General features: G+C 45.6%; 19 protein-coding genes and 1 other annotated feature. Of the genes, 2 read left to right on the top strand and 17 right to left on the bottom strand.

All coding sequences use genetic code 11. From position 1 onward, the window contains the following. Nucleotides 1-106 precede the first annotated feature (106 nt). The 5 genes from oppF to ACWJJ5_RS08695 form a co-directional block, all read right to left on the bottom strand. Nucleotides 107-1,024 (bottom strand): oligopeptide ABC transporter ATP-binding protein OppF, encoded by a 918-nt coding sequence (gene oppF, locus ACWJJ5_RS08675; protein ID WP_017417453.1) that lies wholly within the window; start codon nt 1,022-1,024, stop codon nt 107-109. Continuing rightward, nucleotides 1,017-2,093, bottom strand: coding sequence for an ABC transporter ATP-binding protein (locus tag ACWJJ5_RS08680; RefSeq protein WP_101562895.1), 1,077 nt, complete (start codon nt 2,091-2,093; stop codon nt 1,017-1,019). The genes oppF and ACWJJ5_RS08680 overlap by 8 nt, the downstream gene beginning before the upstream one ends. A 12-nt stretch (nt 2,094-2,105) precedes the next feature. Beyond that, the gene (oppC, locus tag ACWJJ5_RS08685) at nt 2,106-3,023 is read right to left on the bottom strand and encodes an oligopeptide ABC transporter permease OppC (protein ID WP_003155041.1); all 918 of its coding nucleotides are present in this window, start codon (nt 3,021-3,023) and stop codon (nt 2,106-2,108) included. Between the two features lie 3 nt (nt 3,024-3,026). Further along, entirely contained in the window at nt 3,027-3,962 is a 936-nt protein-coding gene (locus ACWJJ5_RS08690; RefSeq protein ID WP_003155043.1) for an ABC transporter permease, read from the bottom strand. Nucleotides 3,963-4,068: 106 nt separating this feature from the next. Continuing rightward, the gene (locus ACWJJ5_RS08695) at nt 4,069-5,703 is read right to left on the bottom strand and encodes a peptide ABC transporter substrate-binding protein (RefSeq protein ID WP_069013066.1); all 1,635 of its coding nucleotides are present in this window, start codon (nt 5,701-5,703) and stop codon (nt 4,069-4,071) included. Nucleotides 5,704-6,179: 476 nt separating this feature from the next. Further along, nucleotides 6,180-6,391, top strand: a binding site (T-box leader). A 55-nt stretch (nt 6,392-6,446) separates the two neighbouring features. On the opposite strand from ACWJJ5_RS08695, the gene trpS reads away from it, so the two are divergent. Beyond that, nucleotides 6,447-7,439 carry a tryptophan--tRNA ligase gene (gene trpS / locus ACWJJ5_RS08700; protein ID WP_014304785.1) on the top strand — a complete coding sequence of 331 codons (993 nt, stop codon included), beginning with the start codon at nt 6,447-6,449 and terminating at the stop codon, nt 7,437-7,439. Between the two features lie 33 nt (nt 7,440-7,472). Here the strand turns inward: trpS and ACWJJ5_RS08705 are convergent, their stop codons facing one another. The 9 genes from ACWJJ5_RS08705 to ACWJJ5_RS08745 form a co-directional block, all read right to left on the bottom strand. Next, nucleotides 7,473-8,225, bottom strand: a complete 753-nt coding sequence (locus ACWJJ5_RS08705) for a YjbA family protein (RefSeq protein ID WP_014304784.1) — start codon at nt 8,223-8,225, stop codon at nt 7,473-7,475. A 145-nt stretch (nt 8,226-8,370) separates the two neighbouring features. Then, nucleotides 8,371-9,285: an oligopeptide ABC transporter permease gene (gene opp4C, locus ACWJJ5_RS08710; protein WP_070081623.1), complete on the bottom strand. Its 915-nt coding sequence runs from the start codon at nt 9,283-9,285 to the stop codon at nt 8,371-8,373. A 21-nt stretch (nt 9,286-9,306) separates the two neighbouring features. Beyond that, a complete protein-coding gene (locus tag ACWJJ5_RS08715) occupies nt 9,307-10,257 on the bottom strand; it encodes an ABC transporter permease (RefSeq protein WP_003155051.1) in 951 nt (316 codons plus the stop codon). 66 nt (nt 10,258-10,323) lie between these two features. Next, entirely contained in the window at nt 10,324-11,952 is a 1,629-nt protein-coding gene (locus ACWJJ5_RS08720) for a peptide-binding protein (RefSeq protein WP_003155052.1), read from the bottom strand. Nucleotides 11,953-12,029: 77 nt separating this feature from the next. Beyond that, on the bottom strand, nt 12,030-13,019 hold the full coding sequence (locus tag ACWJJ5_RS08725) for an ABC transporter ATP-binding protein (protein WP_003155053.1): 990 nt from the start codon (nt 13,017-13,019) through the stop codon (nt 12,030-12,032). Then, nucleotides 13,016-14,002, bottom strand: coding sequence for an ABC transporter ATP-binding protein (locus ACWJJ5_RS08730; RefSeq protein WP_029325950.1), 987 nt, complete (start codon nt 14,000-14,002; stop codon nt 13,016-13,018). The genes ACWJJ5_RS08725 and ACWJJ5_RS08730 overlap by 4 nt, the downstream gene beginning before the upstream one ends. A gap of 173 nt (nt 14,003-14,175) precedes the next feature. Next, on the bottom strand, nt 14,176-14,961 hold the full coding sequence (locus ACWJJ5_RS08735) for a DUF2268 domain-containing protein (RefSeq protein ID WP_414094049.1): 786 nt from the start codon (nt 14,959-14,961) through the stop codon (nt 14,176-14,178). 83 nt (nt 14,962-15,044) lie between these two features. Then, nucleotides 15,045-16,283 carry a beta-ketoacyl-ACP synthase II gene (gene fabF / locus ACWJJ5_RS08740; RefSeq protein ID WP_003155056.1) on the bottom strand — a complete coding sequence of 413 codons (1,239 nt, stop codon included), beginning with the start codon at nt 16,281-16,283 and terminating at the stop codon, nt 15,045-15,047. 22 nt (nt 16,284-16,305) lie between these two features. Next, a complete protein-coding gene (locus ACWJJ5_RS08745) occupies nt 16,306-17,244 on the bottom strand; it encodes a beta-ketoacyl-ACP synthase III (RefSeq protein ID WP_007409122.1) in 939 nt (312 codons plus the stop codon). Between the two features lie 167 nt (nt 17,245-17,411). On the opposite strand from ACWJJ5_RS08745, the gene ACWJJ5_RS08750 reads away from it, so the two are divergent. Continuing rightward, nucleotides 17,412-17,630 carry a hypothetical protein gene (locus ACWJJ5_RS08750; RefSeq protein WP_003155059.1) on the top strand — a complete coding sequence of 73 codons (219 nt, stop codon included), beginning with the start codon at nt 17,412-17,414 and terminating at the stop codon, nt 17,628-17,630. A 29-nt stretch (nt 17,631-17,659) separates the two neighbouring features. On the opposite strand, the gene ACWJJ5_RS08755 is transcribed toward ACWJJ5_RS08750, so the two are convergent. The 3 genes from ACWJJ5_RS08755 to ACWJJ5_RS08765 form a co-directional block, all read right to left on the bottom strand. After that, on the bottom strand, nt 17,660-17,851 hold the full coding sequence (locus tag ACWJJ5_RS08755) for a ComZ family protein (RefSeq protein WP_003155061.1): 192 nt from the start codon (nt 17,849-17,851) through the stop codon (nt 17,660-17,662). A 12-nt stretch (nt 17,852-17,863) separates the two neighbouring features. Further along, nucleotides 17,864-18,817 (bottom strand): BMP family ABC transporter substrate-binding protein, encoded by a 954-nt coding sequence (locus tag ACWJJ5_RS08760; RefSeq protein WP_070081621.1) that lies wholly within the window; start codon nt 18,815-18,817, stop codon nt 17,864-17,866. 89 nt (nt 18,818-18,906) lie between these two features. Continuing rightward, nucleotides 18,907-19,473: a hypothetical protein gene (locus ACWJJ5_RS08765; RefSeq protein WP_077722051.1), complete on the bottom strand. Its 567-nt coding sequence runs from the start codon at nt 19,471-19,473 to the stop codon at nt 18,907-18,909. Nucleotides 19,474-19,498 lie beyond the last annotated feature (25 nt).

The raw sequence follows: 19,498 nt of genomic DNA on the forward strand, positions 1-19,498 counted from the left end.
ACTGATCTCCCCCTTTTTTTCCATTATAGAAAAACGGGAGCAGGCTTAATAAACTTGAATGTGCGCAAAAAAATCCTCCAAGACTGAGTCTTGGAGGATGATACGTTTATAGATAGGTTTTAAATTCAGCTTCTGTGCACATGACAAAATGTCCCGGTTTCACTTCTCTGAATTCCATTTTTTCTCCTTCTTGGAGCTGATGAACTGCCGGATCGTATTTCTTTCGCATGCGATTTCTTTCATAGTCCGGATCAGGAAGCGGGATAGCGGACAGCAATGATTTCGTATATGGGTGAAGCGGGTTTTCGTAAAGCTCATCCGCCGGCGCAAGCTCCACCAATTTTCCGAAATACATGACGCCGATGCGGTCGCTGATGTATTTGACCATTGATAAATCATGGGCGATAAACAGGTAAGTGAGCCCTTTTTCTTTCTGCAATTCTTTCATTAAATTGACGACTTGCGCCTGAATGGAGACGTCAAGCGCCGAAATCGGTTCGTCCGCGATGATAAACTCCGGATCAACCGCCAGCGCTCTGGCGATTCCGATACGCTGGCGCTGTCCGCCCGAAAATTCATGCGGGTAGCGGTTGGCGTGCTCTTTATTTAAACCGACCGTTTCCAGCAGTTCGTGAACCCGCTGCATCCGCTCTTTTTTCGTTTTTGCCAGGCGGTGGATATCTATTCCCTCGGCAATAATGTCGGCGACTGTCATTCTCGGATTTAAAGATGCGTACGGATCCTGGAAAATCATCTGCATTTTCCGGTTAAACTCCAGCAGCTTCTTGCGGGATTTTTTCCCATGGACATTTTCCCCGTTAAAGAGAACTTCCCCTCCGGTTGCCTCATACAGCCGGATAATACTGCGGCCCGTCGTTGATTTACCGCAGCCCGATTCTCCGACAAGGCCGAGCGTTTCACCTTTATAAATATCAAATGACAAATCATCTACGGCTTTTACTGTTCCTTTCTGCGTGAAAAAATGCTGTTTTAAGTGTTTGATTTCGAGAAGTTTCTCAGTCATTTTTTTCACCTTCCTTCATTAAAACAGGATGCTGATACGCATTCGGAAGCTGACGGATTTTAGCCTTCACCGCTTCAGGCGGCTCGACCTTAGGCGCATCAGGATGCAGAAGCCACGATTTCACAAAATGCGTATCAGACACTTTATACATCGGCGGTTCCTGTTCAAAGTCAATTTTCATCGCATATGAGCTGCGGAGCGCAAATGCATCCCCTTTCGGAGGATTCGTCAGATCAGGCGGCGTGCCCGGGATGGCCGTAAGTTTTTCCTGATCGGTGCTGTCCAGACTCGGCATTGAGGCAAGCAGCCCCCACGTATACGGATGGCGCGGATCATAAAAGATTTCATCCACCGTGCCCGATTCGACGACCTGACCCGCGTACATGACGGCGACCCGGTCGGCGACATTGGCGACAACGCCGAGATCATGCGTGATAAAAATGATAGACGTATCAATTTTCTTTTGCAGATCTTTCATCAGCTCAAGGATCTGTGCCTGAATCGTCACATCAAGCGCTGTGGTCGGTTCATCGGCAATTAACAGTTTCGGATTTGCCGCAAGCGCCATCGCGATGACGACACGCTGTCTCATCCCGCCTGAAAATTCATGGGGGAATTGGCCGATCCGTTTTTCGGGCATCGGAATTCCGACGAGATCAAGCAGCTCTATGGCGCGCTTTTTCGCCGCTTCACTTGAGATTTTTTCATGTTTGAAAAGCACTTCCGTAATTTGTTTGCCGACTCTCATCGTCGGGTTCAGAGAGGTCATCGGATCTTGGAAAATCATTCCGATGTCCTTTCCTCTTATAGTCTGCATTTCTTTTTCGGACATCGGCACGATATCACGTCCGTCAAAAAGAATCTGTCCTCTTTTAAAGTAGCCCGGCGGCATCGGGATCAGCTTCATAATCGCTTGGGAGGTCACACTTTTTCCGGAACCCGACTCCCCCACGATCGCCAGCGTCTCTCCTTTATTCAAATGGAAATTCACGCCGCGGATTGCCTGTACCTCTCCGCCGTATGTTTTAAATGAAATGGCTAAGTCTTTTACTTCTAGCAAACGTGTCACTCATATCACTCCTTATTTGCGTAACTTAGGATCCAGCGCGTCTCTTAACCCGTCGCCGACAACGTTAAAGCCGAACATCGCCAGGCAGATAAAGCCGGCAGGGAAGAACAGACGCCAAGGGTAATAGGTTAATGCAGGCAATCCGTCTGAGGCCATCGTTCCCCAGCTCGCAAGCGGCGCAGGTACGCCGAGGCCCAAATAACTTAAAAACGCTTCTGTAAAAATCGCCGTCGGAACCGTCAGTGTCATCGTTACGAGGATAGAGCCCATCGCGTTCGGGACGATATGCTTAAACAAAAGCCGGCCGGTTTTGGCACCGAGTGTCTGTGAAGCAAGCACATACTCCTGATTCTTTAATTGCAGCACCTGTCCGCGGACGATCCTCGCCATATTGATCCAGCCCGTGATCGTCATGGCGACGATAATGGTGAGCAATCCTTTCGGCAGGACAACCATCAGCAAAATAACCATTAGTAATGAAGGAACAGCCCACAAAATGTCGGCGATGCGCATCATCACTTCATCTGTGCGTCCGCCGCGGAATCCGGAAATGCTGCCCCAGATTACGCCGATCAATAAATCAAGCACGGCAGCTGCGACACCGATAAAGATGGAAATCCGCGCGCCTACCCATGTTCGGACGAATATATCCCTTCCAAGGTCATCCGTGCCGAACCAATGATCTTTCGACGGCGCTTTATCCGCATTTAATAGATTGGTAGTGGCATAATCATATCTTGAAAAGATAGGCGCAAAAATCGCCATCAGAATAATAAGAACGATCAGTACGAACCCGACCATCGCAAGCTTATTGCTGCGGAAGCGGAGCATGGCGTCTTTCCAGAGGGAAAGGCTTTTTTTATTTATTTTTTCGGCATCGCCGGCATTAGCTGAAGCTGGTTCAAACATATTTTTAGGAATGTTCTGCATGGTCTAGGCTCCTTTCTTTGCTTTGGAAAGCTTGATTCTCGGATCGATTAATCCGTACAGCACGTCTACAATTAATACGCATAAAAGCAGGAGCACGCTGAAAAACACGGTAACTCCCATAATGACCGTATAATCACGGTTTGTAATGCTGTTTACAAAATGCGCGCCTAAACCGGGAATTCCGAAAATGGATTCAATGATGAAACTTCCCGTTAAAATGGATGCCGCCATCGGCCCCATATATGTCACGACCGGCAAAAGTGCGTTTCGCAGCGCATGGCGCACGGTGACTGACGGACGGGAAAGTCCTTTAGCTTTTGCAGTCCGTATGTAATCGCTGTTTAACACTTCAATCATGCTTGAACGGGAGAGTCTGGCAATGAACGCCATCGGCATGGAAGCGAGCGCAATGGAGGGCAGAAAGGTGTATGCCCAGGATTCCCACCCTGCGACCGGGAACAGTTCTAATTTAATTGAGAAAATATATTGCAAAATCGTCGCCAATATAAAGCTCGGAACTGAGATCCCAAAGATCGTTAAAATCGCAATGGTATAATCCTGCCATTTATTATGGTACAGGGCAGCAAGCACCCCGAAAAGCACACCGAACGCTAAAGCGAGGAGAATAGCTTCTGCACCGAGAGTGAATGAGACGGGGAAGCCTGAATTGATTAAATCATTAACACTTTGGCCTTTATATTTAAAAGAAGGCCCGAAGTCCCACATCGCCACAGATTTTAAGTAGCTGACATATTGAACGAAAAGAGGCTTGTCCAGACCATAGTGTTCGTTTAAGTTTGCCTCAATTTCAGGCGGCAGCTTTCTTTCGCCGGAAAATGGTCCTCCCGGCGCTGCCTGCATTAAGAAGAACGTGGCGGTCACAATCACAAACAATGTGATGATCATGTAAATGAATCGTTTACCGATATATTTCAGCAAGGTGAACACCTCCATGTTTTTTACAATTTTATACGTAATCAGTAAGAAAGGTATATGGGGACATCCTCCCCATATACCTTGGGTCTTTTGTTTTCAGAACCGGCTTTTATTCAAAAGAAGCGTTTCTGAAGTAAACTTCGCCTGTTCCTGTCAAGATCACATTTTTGAGGTTTTTATCCTGCACCCAAGGATCCGTATAGAAATAAACTGGCGCGACCGGCATTGCGTCAATAAAGATCTTTTCTGCTTTTTTCAGCTCTTCGATACGTTTATCCGGATCCGTTTCAAGCTGAGATTGGTTCAGCAGCTTTTTAAACTCAGGATCTTCCCACCCGGTATCATTGTTTCCGCCTTCTTTATCACGGAACAATTCAAGGAAGTTGATCGGATCGTTGAAATCGCCGAGCCAGCCCATACGCGCGATTTGGTAGTTCTGGCTGTGCAGCTTGTCGATGTAAACATTCCATTCGGAGTTATCAAGCTCAACTTTGACGCCCAAGTTCTTTTTCCACATTTCCTGTACGGCCTGCGCGATTTTCGCATGCGCGTCATCCGTATTGTAGGACAGTTTGATCGCCGGAAGGTCAGAGGCATTCTTGACGCCTAATTCCTTCAGTCCTTTATTTAAGAATTCTTTAGCTGATTTGACGTCATTGTCTTTGAAATAACCTTTTGTGTTATCCTTGAATCCCTTCATTGACGGCGGCACCGCAGCCATGGCCGGGATTTGTTCGCCCTGCGTTACATTTTTCACGATGGACGAGCGGTCGATCGCATAAGCAAGGGCTTTACGGATGTTGACATTGTTCAGCGGTTTCTCTTCTGTGTTGAATTTGTACCAATACACGCCTGCGATCGGTTCAACGTGAAGAGATCCGTCTTTTTTCAATGTCGGCAGAGATTCAGTCGGAAGCTGGCCGAGCGGCATTCCTGCCCAGTCAAGCTCACCGGCCTGGAATTTTTTCAGTTCGGTGTTGTTATTGTTAATCATCACCATATTGATTTTCTTCAATTTCACAGCGTCTTTATCCCAATATTGATCGTTCTTTTCGAGCGTGATGGAACCGCTGTGTTTCCAGGCCGTCATTTTGAACGGGCCGTTTGACACATAATTTTCGCCCGCGTTTGTATTCCAGTTTTTATGTTTTTCCGCGATTTTCTTGTTGATCGGCATATACGTATAGAATGAAGTTAATTGCGTGAAATAAGGTGTCGGGTTATTCAGTTCAACCTTTAATGTTTTGTCATTTACGGCTTTTACGCCTACATCATCAATCTTGCCTTTTCCTGTATTGGCAGCTTCAGCGCCTTTGATGTAGTAGAGCTGATAAGCGTATTGTGATTCGTTGTTCGGGTCAAGCGCCCATTTCCATGCATATTCAAAATCCTGCGCCGTCACAGGGTCGCCGTTAGACCATTTCGCACCGTCACGAATCGTAAATGTATAGGTCTTTCCGTCTTTGCTTGTTTCAATTTTAGATGCCATTCCTTCTTCAGGCTCACCTTTGGAGTTTACGCGTGTCAATCCTTCAAAAGTCTGTCGGATTACGCCTCCTGACACGGAATCATTCGCTAAACCCGGATGCAGTGAGAACGGCTCGGTTTTAATATTGATATTAAGTGAAGTCTGTCCTTTGGTGTCTTTTTTACCGCCGCCTGATCCGCCGCTGAATCCGCCGCACGCACTTAATACAAGCGAGAAGATAAGCATCAAACCTACAATAGACCAACGCTTTTTCATGCACTAACCCCCTAATCAAATTTTTCAGCCTTTACTACTAAATACTCAGAAATATCAGACAAAATAACTTAATATTTTTCTAAACTTTAATTGTGTTCCGTCTTTTCTGATTATTTTATGTAAAGAAGCTGTAACAATAGAGTGAACAAGTTCATTATAATGAAATGAATAATTTATTGCAATACTATTTTCTCAATTTAAAATATTTAAATTTGGTCAGTTTTTCTGTCAAAAAGGTGATACACTTCTATAGTTTAAAGCATGACCTAACTAAATTTTTTTAATGTAATTTCCAGTTCATATTGCTTTTTACATATAATATTCGTTATACGAAATGTTGATATACGTTATCATTTAAGCATTTTCAGTTCTTTTTGAGGATTTCCACCCCTAAAGCAAACTGGAAATAAGCTTGTATTCCTCTGATGACATTTGGCTATAATTGATTTATAATAGATCAATCAAATACATTTGTTGTGATTGCGATGATGAAGAGTAGTACACATTTTCATCCGTTTGAAGAGAGTCTGCGGTGCTGGGAGCAGGTAACGGGCGATGTGGAATGGACTTCTGAGCAGCTGACCGAACGTTAGTAGGCCCAGCCGGAGCAGCCTCCGTTACCAACGTCTCGAGCGATTCCATTGTAATGGAATAATCAGGGTGGCACCACGGTTCATTCGTCCCTTTTTTCTACGGGAAGAATGGGCTTTTTTTATTATGTTTTAAGAAATGAGGTAAGAACTATGAAAAAAACGATTTTTTCAGGCATTCAGCCGAGCGGTTCCGTTACCCTCGGCAACTACATCGGCGCAATGAAGCAATTTGTTGATTTGCAGCATGACTACAACGGCTACTTCTGTATTGTCGATCAGCATGCGATTACGGTTCCGCAGGATCGGCTTGAACTGCGGAAGAACATCCGCAATCTCGCGGCTCTTTACCTGGCCGTCGGACTTGATCCCGAGAAAGCGACCCTCTTTATCCAGTCGGAAGTTCCCGCTCATGCCCAGGCGGGGTGGATGCTCCAATGCGTCGCATATATCGGCGAGCTTGAGCGGATGACGCAATTTAAGGATAAGTCAAAGGGCAAAGAAGCCGTCGTGTCCGGACTGTTAACCTATCCGCCGCTGATGGCCGGCGATATTTTACTGTACGGAACGGACCTTGTTCCGGTCGGAGAAGACCAAAAACAGCATCTTGAACTGACCCGCAACCTGGCGGAACGCTTTAATAAAAAATACAATGACATCTTCACGATTCCTGAGGTGAAAATTCCTGAATCAGGCGCGCGCATCATGTCACTGGCTGATCCGCTCAAAAAAATGAGCAAATCAGATCCGAACCAAAAGGCATTCATCACGCTGCTTGATGAGCCGAAGCAGCTCGAGAAGAAAATCAAGAGCGCCGTGACTGATTCTGAAGGCATTGTAAAGTATGATAAAGAAAACAAACCGGGCGTTTCTAATCTTTTGACGATTTATTCTATTTTAGGAAACACATCAATTGAAGAATTAGAAGCTAAATATGAAGGCAAAGGGTACGGTGAATTCAAAAGCGATTTAGCCGAAGTCGTTATCGGCGCATTGACACCGATCCAAGAGCGCTACCGTGAATTAATTGAGAGCGACGAGCTTGACCGCATTCTCGACGAAGGGGCGGCGCGCGCAAACAAAACGGCCGGCAAAATGGTGAAGAAAATGGAAAACGCCATGGGTCTCGGACGGAAAAGAAGATAAAAAAAAGAGGCGGGAGAATCCCCGCCTCTTTTTTTAGTTCACTTTTGATTCCTGTTCCATTTCCCAAAGCTTTTCGAAAAACGGCTGCCCTTTAATCAAATTTTCACAGAACGCAAGATGTTTATCCGACCAGCCTTCAATTGTTTCATTGTAAAGCATGTCCCAGATCTCTTCAAAACTCATCCGTTTGATCTGCTCATACATATGCGGATTCCATTCCGTGTACCAATACACAATTTCCGCACGGTTTTTCAGCCCTTTCAGCTGGTCGAGCGCCATAAACATCAGCTGCTTGATCTGCCGCTCTTTTCTCGTCAGACCTCTGACATGCTCCGGCGCCAATGACAAAATGTGATATTCCTTTGAAGACTCCAATTGCGACGGCTCAAATTGAAACGATTCCGGTTCTACATCCTTTACCATTTCATAAACAAGCTGCTCCTGTCTCGGAATCAGGCGGCTCTTTCTGACCGGAATGGTATACCCGATCGTATCCACGGCAATGATGCCGATCCCGTCTGTCACGACAAAACAGTACTCCAGCTTTGTCCGCTCATGATTTTTTCGCACGTATGACTTCTGGTGGACTTGGTCAAGCAGCTCTTTCGGAAGCTCTGATAAGTCGTTTTCTATGTAATGAAATAATACCGACGGCACTCTGAGCAGCGGCGTCTGATCCAAAAGCTCAACCGTGTCTTCCTTCCGCCATTCGTGAAAATGGCATACATTGTAGCCGTTTTCTTCCCCTTCAAACCAATTGACCCATACATCATGAAGAAATAACATATTCGACCCCTCACTTTATAAAAACTGTTGTCCACAGTATAGGCAAGGGATAGATAAATTATTCCATTTCAATATGAGATTTCCGTTTTACGGAGCTGGATTTCCGAATGCATTGCAACAAAAAATCTCCCGTTCGTCCGGGAGATCATTTCACATTTTTCGGATCAAGCGCATCACGCAGCCCGTCTCCGACAAAGTTGAAGCACAATACGGTAAGAAGGATCAACAAACCCGGGAATAACGGGTACCACCAAGCCTGTATCATAAGCGTAAAGTTCTGTGCATCCTGAAGCATATTGCCCCAGCTTGCGATCGGCGGCTGAATCCCGAAACCGAGATAACTTAATGTAGATTCCGCCAAAATAACCGTTCCCACCTTTAATGTGGCTGAGACGATAATCGGTCCGAGCGCATTCGGCAGTATATGAGAAAAGATGATGTGATGGTTTTTTGTACCGATCGTCTTTGCAGCTAATACAAACTCTCTGGAACGAAGCGATAAAAACTCTCCTCGGACAAGGCGTGCCGTTGTTGTCCAGCCTGTAAGGGAGAAAATTAAAATTAATTTATCCATTCCGGGCTGAAAAATCGTAACAAGTGTAATTAGCAAAAATATATCAGGTATGGATAATACGATATCAACGGTTCTCATGAGAACGGCATCGACAAACCCTTTAAAATATCCGGCAACGGCTCCGACAACTGTCCCGATTGTAATCGCGCCGATCACAGAAGCGAATCCGACAAGCAAGGAGACGCGCGCCCCGTACAGAACCCTCGTAAAGATGTCTCTTCCGAATTTATCAGTTCCCATTAGATGTTTTAAGCTCGGCGGCTTCAAACGATTGATGAGAGATTGACTCTCCGGAGAGTAAGGAGCGATTACCGAAGCGAATAAAGCTGACAAGATAATGATGGTTAATATAACGGCTCCGATTACAGCTAGTTTATTTTGAAAGAACTTTTCGAAAAAAATCTTCGTCATTGTTTCCGGTTTAGATTGAATATTTTCCTTTAATTTCACATCGCTGGGGGGTGTGCCGGTATTTGGCTGTAACATTTGACCTCTCACCTCTCTTTGTTAATATTCAATGCGGGGATCAACCAGCGCATATAAGATGTCCGCAATTAAATTCCCCACTACAACCAAAACAGCTGAAATGACCGTCATGGCCATGATAACCGGATAATCCCGTGAAAAGGCTGAATCAATAAACAATTTGCCGAGACCCGGCCAAGTAAAAATCTGTTCTACCACTACCGCTCCCCCGATAAATGACGGTATCATCAAACCAAAAATAGTGATGACAGGAAGAAGTCCGTTTCTCAAACCGTGTTTAAAAATCACTTTATTATCTCGGAATCCTTTCGCACGCGCCGTTCTTATATAATCCTGTTTTAACACATCAAGCATACTGGATCTTGTGTATCTCGTTATCCCTGCCATGTCTGCCGTGGCGAGCACAAAAGCAGGCAGAATCAAGTGATGCAATCGGTCAAATATGTTAAAGTCAGCATTCAAAGTGCTTACTCCGCCAGTGGGAAACCACCCCAGATTTACAGATAAAACCATGATTAAAATCAAACCGAACCAAAAATTCGGAATGGCAAGCCCTAAAAATGAAGTAACAGTTATCCCGTAATCCAATTTTGAATAAGGACGTTTCGCTGACAGAACACCAAATGGAATAGAAATCAGAAGAGCGACAAGGGTTGAGAAAAGCATAAGCACAATCGTATTCGGTAAGCGGGATAAGATAAGTTCAGAAACCGGAGTGCCTTTCTTGACGATAGAAGTCCCAAAATCCCCTTGCAGCATATTCCCCAGCCATTTCACATATTGAACAGGTTCCGGATCATTCAACCCGTATTTTTCAATGAATTTCGCCCTGTCCGCTTGACTGATTGTAGGGTCCATCATAAGTGACATCGGGTCTCCCGGCGCTGCTTTCATGATGGCAAACGACAAAATTGTAATGCCTAAGAGAATCGGCAAGGACATTAATGTTCGCCGTAAAATATATGTAACCATATTCTTGTCCCCTTTTTAAATAGGATAAGAGAGGAAAGGAACCTCCTTCCCTCTCCAGGGCTTTTGCTATTTTTGATCCAGCCACCATTTTTCAATATTGTACAAGTCATTTTTAGGGTGGAATACATAGCCTTGTAAATTATTCGGCATCGCTCTGTGGTAATTGTAATAGAATAAGAAGCTGTACGGCTGATCTTCAGCAATCAATTTGTATATCTCTTCATACTTCTTTTGGTATTCTTTTCTGTCTGTAATTGTCTTCGCTTCTTCAAGCAGCTTATCGACTTTCGGGTTTTTATACCAGATATTATTCAGCCCGTTTTTCGATTGGCTTGAATGGAAGATAGAGAATTGATCCGGGAACGTTGCAAGACTCCATCCGAGAAGAAGAGCGTCATAATCCCAATTAGGGGCACTTGTCTGTTCGATTAACGCACTGAATTCAACAATTCGCGGTTTAGCCTCGATTCCCACTTCTTTTAATTGCTGCTGAACGACAACAGCTAAATCTTCACGAATTTTATTGCCTTGATTCGTTTTAATTTCAAATGAGAATTTTTTTCCGTCTTTATCAAGGTAGCCGTCACCGTCATGGTCTTCCCATCCGGCTTCTTTTAGCAGCTGCTTTGCTTTTTTCGGATTATAATCAAATGTCGGCACTTTAGACTTCGGATAATTCCATGACAGCGGACTCTCAGGAACATCCGCTACCTTACCGTCTCCGTTCAGCACTTGATCCACCATTGCCTGCCTGTCAAGAGCGTAAGTCAATGCCTGACGCACTTTTTTGTCCTTAAAAAGCTCTTTTTTCTCATTCCAGCCGATATAGCTGTAGTTTAAGCCAAGATCAGATTTGACCTTCACGTTTCCAAACGTTTTAACCGTATCAAAATCTGTGCCCGGCACAACGAAGAAATCAATATCTCCCGCTTTTAACTGGGCCACGGCCGCGTTAGAATCAGGAATTGTTTTGACTGTCACTGTATCAAGGTAAGGTCTGCCGCCAAAGTAATCATCATTTGCTTCCAGTTTGACATACTCGCCTTTTTTCCACTCAACAAACTTAAACGGACCGGAGCCGATTGGATTTTTACGGTTAAATTCATTCTCTCCCAGATCTGCAACCGGCACCTTACCCAATATATGTTTTGGCAAAATGCCGTAACTGTCGAGAACGACATTATAGAAATAGGCATCTTTTTTCTTCATTTTAAACTGAATTTCATATTTTCCTTTTTTCGTTACGGATTTAAGGGACTCAAAACCCGAGCCACGCTCACCGTTGTAATCCTTGTTAAGAGGGATGCTGTAGGTGAAAACAACATCATCGGCCGTCAGCTCTTTCCCATCATGGAATTTAACGCCTTTTTTCAGTTTTACATCATACGTTAATCCCCCGTCAGCTTCTGTTACTTTTTCAGCCAGCGACGGCTTGACGTTTAATTTCTCATCCGTTTCCAATAATGTGCTGTAAATCATGCCTTCAATATCAGAACTTGCAACATCGGTAGAATAAAGTGGATTAAAAAGTGTGGGTTCCCCGGTTGACCCGACAACCAAATCTCCGCCTTTTTGCGGTTTTCCTGCCGGTTTGGATTCGGTGCTTGTGGATTTTGAGCCGGAGCAGGCTGACAGGAAGATGGCGAGCGCCATAAAAACACTTAGCATCATCAGTGCGCTTTTACGTAATTTCATATCAATTCCCCCTTTGTGATATATATGCAGCAAACTGGTTATGTAATCCGGCATACCCCCTCTCGATGCTTGTCATTTCAGGCATATAAATGGCAGGCGACGTAATGGCCGGGAGCGGCTTCTTCAAATGCCGGGATTTGTTCCTTGCAGATCGGTTTGGCCATCGGGCACCGCGTGTGGAACACGCAGCCTTTCGGCGGGTTTGCCGGGCTTGGCAGTTCTCCTTTCAGGATGATTCGTTCCCGCTTGACGGCGTCTTTTTTTCTCGTGACGGGCACTGAAGACAAAAGCGCTTGCGTATAAGGGTGAAGCGGATTGCCGTACAGCTCGTGTTTATCGGTCAGCTCCATCATTTTTCCCAGATACATGACGCCGACTCTGTCGCTGATATGGCGGACAACACTCAAATCATGAGAAATAAACAAATAGGTCAGGTTGAATTCATCCTGCAGTTCCTCCATCAGATTGATGACCTGGGCCTGAATGGAGACATCGAGTGCGGAAACGGGTTCATCCGCAATAATCAGCTCGGGATTCAACGTCAGAGCCCGCGCAATCCCGATCCGCTGGCGCTGGCCTCCGGAAAATTCGTGCGGATAGCGGTTTGCAAAGCTCGGGTGAAGGCCGACTTTCGCCAGCAGCTCCTCCACTCGCTCGTTCCGCTCGCTCATGCTGTACATATGGTGAGTCTGGAACGGCTCTTTAATAATGGAACGCAGCGTTTTCCTTGGGTTAAGGGATGCGAAGGGATCTTGGAAGACCATCTGGATGTTTTTGCGGACGCTTTTTCTCAGCTTTTCTTCAGATAAGCCGGAGATATCCTGACCCTTAAAAAGAATCCGGCCGTCTGTCGGCTTGTATAAACGGATCATCGTCCTTCCCGCCGTTGATTTGCCGCATCCTGATTCACCGACGATGCCGAGCGTCTCCCCGCGCTTCAGTGAAAAAGAAACGCCGTCAACAGCCTTTATATCACCGACTTTCCTTTGAAAAAAACCGGAGCGGATCGGGAAATATTTTTTTACGTCTTTCAGCTCTAAAATCGTTTCTTGGCCTGCAGCTGTCATTTTGATTGGGCACCCTCTTCCTCATATAAAAAACATCTTACAGAACGGCCGCTTTCATGCGTTATCAGCTCCGGCTGCCCTGTTTTGCATTTGTCCATCGCTTTTGAACACCTCGGGGCGAATCGGCAGCCTTCCGGAAGATTATCCGGTGTCGGGACACTGCCTTTGATCGCTTTTAATGTATCAATCTCTCCATCTATCACCGGTATGGAGTTTAACAGCCCTTCGGTATACGGATGAAGAGGGTTTAAAAATAAGTCCTCCACACTCGCACTCTCTACGACTTGTCCGCAATACATAACGATCACCCTGTCGGCGGCTTCGGAAACCACACCTAAATCGTGAGTGATCAGCAGAATGGAAGTATCGAATTTTTTGCAGAGGTCTTTCATCAGCTCCAATACTTGGGCTTGTATCGTCACATCAAGCGCCGTCGTCGGCTCATCAGCGATCAGAAGTTTCGGATTGCAGCTGAGCGCAATGGCGATCATCACCCTCTGTCTCATCCCTCCGGAAAGACGGTGCGGATATTCTTTCATCACTTGTTCCGCTCTGGAGAATCCGACGAGTTCCAGAAGCTCAACGGCTTTTTTAGCCGCTTCTCTTTTATTCATTTTTTTATGGTATTCGAGCACTTCGGTAATTTGTTCGCCGATGGTCAGCACCGGATTCAGGGAAGTCATGGGCTCCTGAAAGATCATAGAGACGTCATTTCCGCGGATTTTGCAATATTCGTTTTCGGTGAAGGAGGCCAGGTCCCTGCCTTCTAGCTTAATCGAGCCGTCCATAATTTTTCCGCCCGAGCCTTGGACAAGTCCCATAATAGAAAGCGAGGTGATGCTTTTGCCCGAGCCGGATTCTCCTACAAGAGCGACGGTTTCGCCTTTGTTAATGTGAAAATCAACCCCGTCGACTGCGGGGATCGGCTGTTTCTTTCTGAAAAAATAGGTCTTTAAATTATTCACTTCTAATAGTGTGCTCATGATACGCCCCTTTCTCATTCCGCTGAAGCAGAGGGAAACATACGTTTCGCTATCACAAAATATAGAATAGTCGAAAAATTTTATAGTTGTATATTATTACATCATTATTACAAAAGCAAGAATTTTTTAGGATAAATGTAATATCCTTAAATAATTTCCATTCTTTTAATCTATTAAAGCGTTGCTTCCAGAAAGGTTTTTGAAGGGATGGCCAATGCTTCTTTTACTGTTTTTTGATGATCGGTTAAATATTTTTTTACTATATTGAATCCGACAGCATAGCCGAGCATTGAGGGGAAGTATCCTTTTCCGTATAACAGCTGGGAAAACATTCTGCTGTCTCTCGTTAAGCGGAGGTTCGGCTTGACTCTTTTTTCAAACAGAAAATCAAGCTGCTCAGGCGTATAGTAGGACGTCCATTCCGCCGTAAGACTTGAGCCGAACCGCTCATATACAGCATATTCTGCCAGCCCCTCCATCATGATTGTATCAAGAAATGTCTCATCTTTTTCGTCCTTTGTCACATGTTCTAACCGGCAGACGTGATTATATTCATGTGTCATAAGGGCGGATACAGCTGAATTGGAACTATCCGACGATAGAAAGAGGAACATTTTGTCCCGAAAGGCCAGACCGGATTTTGATCCGAATTCCTGACGGATTTTCCGGTTTCGTTCATCGACGGGCAAAACTACGATCGGCACGTCCGGCCCGTTCCACTTCTCCTTTAAATAGGCTTCCTCCTTTTGTATATGGCTGTAGCATCCTTTTTCTTCCAGCCGTTTACTGGTCCTAACGCCGTCCTTCAGATGGCGGAACATGCCGTGGTTTTGCAGCATCCCGAGTATCGGCTTCCACTCTTTCTTATCGGCCCCTGAAAAAAGCGGCAAAAGATGCGGGGCCAGGTCATTTACGGATGCCGCCTTTTCCATCCATTGATATGTCTGCTTGACGCTCATACCGGTTCGCCTCCTCTTGTTGTTATCATATGCACGCACAAAAAAACCGGCCACCTTTTTCAGGCAGCCGGTCAAAAACTGTATTATTGATATTTTTTAAAGATCAAAGTGGCATTATGTCCGCCGAAGCCGAGCGAGTTGCTGAGAACGATGTTGACATCCTGCTCGCGCGCTTTATCCGGTACATAATCTAAATCACACTCTTCATCAGGTGTTTCGATGTTAATCGTCGGCGGGATAATGCCGTCTTTAATTGCCATGACGGAGAAGATTGCTTCAATTCCTCCGGCAGCGCCTAACAAATGACCCGTCATTGATTTTGTCGAACTGACGGCAAGCTTGTACGCATGATCACCGAAAACGGTCTTAATGGCTTTTGTCTCGTATTTATCATTGTAGTACGTGCTTGTGCCGTGAGCGTTGATGTAATCAATTTCTTCAGGCTTGATGCCCGCATCTTTGATTGCTTCCTGCATCGCTCTTGCACCGCCTTCCCCGTCTTGGGCAGGCGCGGTAATGTGGTAGGCGTCACCCGTTGAGCCGTAGCCGACAATTTCCCCGTAGATTTTCGCACCGCGGGCAAGGGCATGCTCAAGCTCTTCAAGCACGACGATCCCCGCGCCTTCTCCCATGACAAAGCCGTCACGGTTTTTATCAAACGGGCGGCTTGCCGTTTTCGGATCAGGATTTGTAGAAAGGGCTTTGTTTGCGCTGAAGCCCGCAAATGACATTCTTGTCAGGGGCGCTTCCGTTCCGCCCGTAATCATCGCATCGGCATCGCCGCGCTGAATGACTTTAAACGCGTCACCGATAGAGTTCGTTCCCGTCGCACATGCCGTCACCGTACAGGAGTTGACTCCTTTTGCTCCGAGAGCGATTGAGATTTGGCCTGTCGCCATATCCGGGATCATCATCGGAACAAAGAACGGGCTGACCCTTCTCGGCCCTTTTGTCAGGAAGATTTCGAATTGGGATTCAAGCGTTTCAAGACCGCCGATTCCGGACCCGACCCAAACGCCGACTCTCGGCGCGATCTCGTCTGTGATGTTCAGACCGGCATCTTGAACGGCCATTTTCGCGGCTACGACAGCGTATTGCGTGAAGCGGTCCATTTTTCGCGCTTCTTTTTTATCCATGTGATTTTCAATATTGAAATCTTTCAATTCAGCAGCTACTTTCGCCGGATACTCGTCCGATTCCACACGTGTGATCGGTCCGATTCCGGATACGCCGCCGATTGCATTTTTCCAGCTTGTTTCGGCGTCGTTTCCAAGCGGAGACAAGGCTCCAAGCCCTGTAACGACTACTCTTTTTTTACTCATCTTGTGTGCACCTCACCTTTTTTTATCGTCCCCAGCGTATTGCTATGGCGCCCCATGTCAATCCTCCGCCGAAACCGACCATGACGATGACATCGCCGTCTTTAATTTTGCCTGCTTCCAGTTCCTCTACTAATGAAATCGGAATGGATGCTGCGGATGTGTTTCCATATTTATGGACTGTTTTAGACATCTTTTCAACCGGAAGCTCCAAACGTTCCCGTGCCGCTTCCATGATGCGGATGTTTGCCTGATGCGGAATCAAAAAGTCTACGTCCTCTTTGGAGAGGCCGGCTTTTTCAATAACATTTACACTCGATTCACCCATTTGCCGGACGGCGAATTTGAATACTTCTCTTCCATGCATGATTGTATGCCCTTTTTCATCTAAGTACAAGTGCTGACCGCCTGTACCGTCTGCTCCGAGCTCAAATGACAGTATGCCTCTGTCGTCGCTGACCGGTCCGATGACCGCCGCTCCGGCTCCGTCTCCGAACAGCACAGCCGTATTACGGTCGTCCCAGTCGGTAATGCTTGAGAGCTTTTCCACGCCGACCACGAGGACATGTTTGTATGTTTGCGATTCAATGAATTGTTTGGCGGTTACGATACCGTACATAAAACCCGCACATGCGGCGCTGATATCCATCGCGCACGCTTTTTTGGCCCCGAGCTTCTCTTGTATCATACAGGAAACGGTCGGGAAAGACTGGTCAGGAGTAACCGTCGCCACGAGGATCATATCAAGCTCCTCAGCGGAAATGCCGGCCTGATCAAGCGCTTTTTGAGCAGCCTCGGCGGCCATGCCGGATGAATACATATCTTCCGCGGCAATTCTTCTTTCTTCTATACCTGTTCTCGTACGAATCCACTCGTCCGATGTATCTACCATTTGTTCAAGATCATGATTTGTCAGCACTTTTTCCGGGATGTAACGGCCGACGCCAAGAATTCCAGCTTTCATTGGAAAAGACTCCTTTTTTATAATGAATTTAAAACTAATTATTTATGATCAATTATTAGTATCAGGTACTAATTCTACCCTATTTTTTTTCTGTTGGCAATATATTCGTCTAAACTATCGGACGCTGCTCCTCATAGAATAAAAGGAAGACGAAAGGAGGCTTCACTATGGATATTTTCTCCAAAATGATGTTCGGCGATTCCAGAGACCGGGATAAAGAGCCGGAAGAAAACCCGGAGCAGCCTCAGGCTGAAAACGAAGAAGAGATCGATTACAACCACGTGTTGAATCAGCTGGGGTCCATCATGAACTCCCTGGATCAATTAAAGCCCGTATTTAAAGACTTTGCGCCGATGGTGTCCGCCATAAAGAAAAAAATCATGTGAAAAGCCACTTCATGAAAAAGTGGCTCTCTTTATTTATTCAGCTCCCCGGCATCAGATCTGCCAAGCTCATACGCTTCCGCCATGACCGATGTAAACAGGTCCATAAACGGCTGAATCATTTCCATAGACAGATCTATGCCGGATTTCTCAAGCTCCGCCTTTGCTTCCGGCAGGTATTTCATCGCGATCTGCATAAATTCAAGAGACTTTTCATGCTGCATGTGTATCCACCTCTATTCATTTGACGGCAGTTCATTTGTTTGGTTATACGTTTTTACAAGGTCTGAGATTTTGTCTTGAAACGCTTTGTCCACCAGCGGGCTGAACGTCCCCATTTCAACGACTCCTTCCCTGAAATCAAAGTCGTGATCTCCGCTCTTGAGCGTACCTTTATTATATTGCTCGGCAATTAATGTATAGGCTTTATCTACGTTTTGCACCGTGCTTGTCAGCACCGTGTTTTTGCCGAGATTCGATTGCTCGGCGACATAGCCGATGGCGTAAAGCCCGTCTTTTTTGATTTGCTGAATGACAGGAACATTATACCCGTCTCCGGCCGGATATACAACATCCGTGCCTTCCGCTTTTAACTTCTCGTAAAGATGCAGCGCTTCATTGCCGTTATCCCAGTGGTCCGTAAATTCAGTATTGACGGTGATATCAGGCTTTTCATATTTCGCCCCTTTGATAAAGCCGTCTACTTCAGGCTGCCACAGAAAGGAGGCGATGACACCTACCTCATTGGTTTTTGACATATGGGCGGCCGTCATTCCCCCGAAAAAGCCCATTGCTTCTCCCATAAGGTGAACGCTTGTGACATTATCGCTTTTCGCCGTTCCGTTTGCGACGACGAATTCCATGTCGGGATAATCCTTGCTGATCATATTGAAGATTTCCTCGTATTCATTTCCGTGCCCGTATAAAAGATTGACTCCTTTTTTATGAAAATCATCTATCGCTTTTAAAATATCTTCATCGGATCTGATATTTTCTTTATAATAAACGTCAACGTTAAATTCAGATTGTATCGCTAATAAACCTTTGTAACCTTTTGTGCCCCATACCAAGTCACTGATGGTATCGGGAAAAAGCATTCCGACCTTCTCAATTTTTCCTTTAAACGGAGTTTGTGCGCATCCGCTCAATAAAAGGAGAACAGAAAAGATCATGACAAGCCTGGTGATCAAGCCATGTTCAACCCCTTTTCAAACTCATAACATATATAATTGATATACGTTTATTGTAGCGGTAATGCACATAACATGGAAGGTATTTCTTAAAAAATGTCGAATATTGATGAAAATTGTCTTTTCCATTCTTTAATTTTTTCTTCCGCTTCTGTTTTTTGCGTTTTTTCTTTTATTTCCAGGGTAATAATCTGATTTTCGTCTTCTGTGCCGTCAGCCTCCAGCTTATTCATCAGCCCGCAGACCGCGTCTTCTAAAAAGATCCTGCTTTCGCCATCTTCTTTTTCTTCCGTCCACGGACCGTAAAGGGGAGGAAGGATAATCGCTTTTGCCGTATCCCGCTGACCGTTTTTTTCCCAGTCTCCTTGATCCTCACTGTAAACAATCCAATATAAAGGCTCAGCCCTTTCTTCGGGCAGACACCCGCTCCCGTATTGAACGCAGATACGATCGTATTCCTTTTCACTGATTTCACCTATTATTTGAAAAAGCCCGTTCCTCGCGAGCCACATTAAACGTTCTTCTAAATACAGCTGCCTCGTTTTGTCCTCCGGTTCTGCCAAAATGACATCAACGTGCACACCCTCATCCATCAACCGTTCGCACAATGAAAGGCCGAGAAATTCATCTGCTCCAATGATCAGCGCTGTTTTCATCACATCTGCCGCCTTTCCGGTTTTT

The organism is Bacillus sp. JK74 (genome assembly GCF_053663395.1).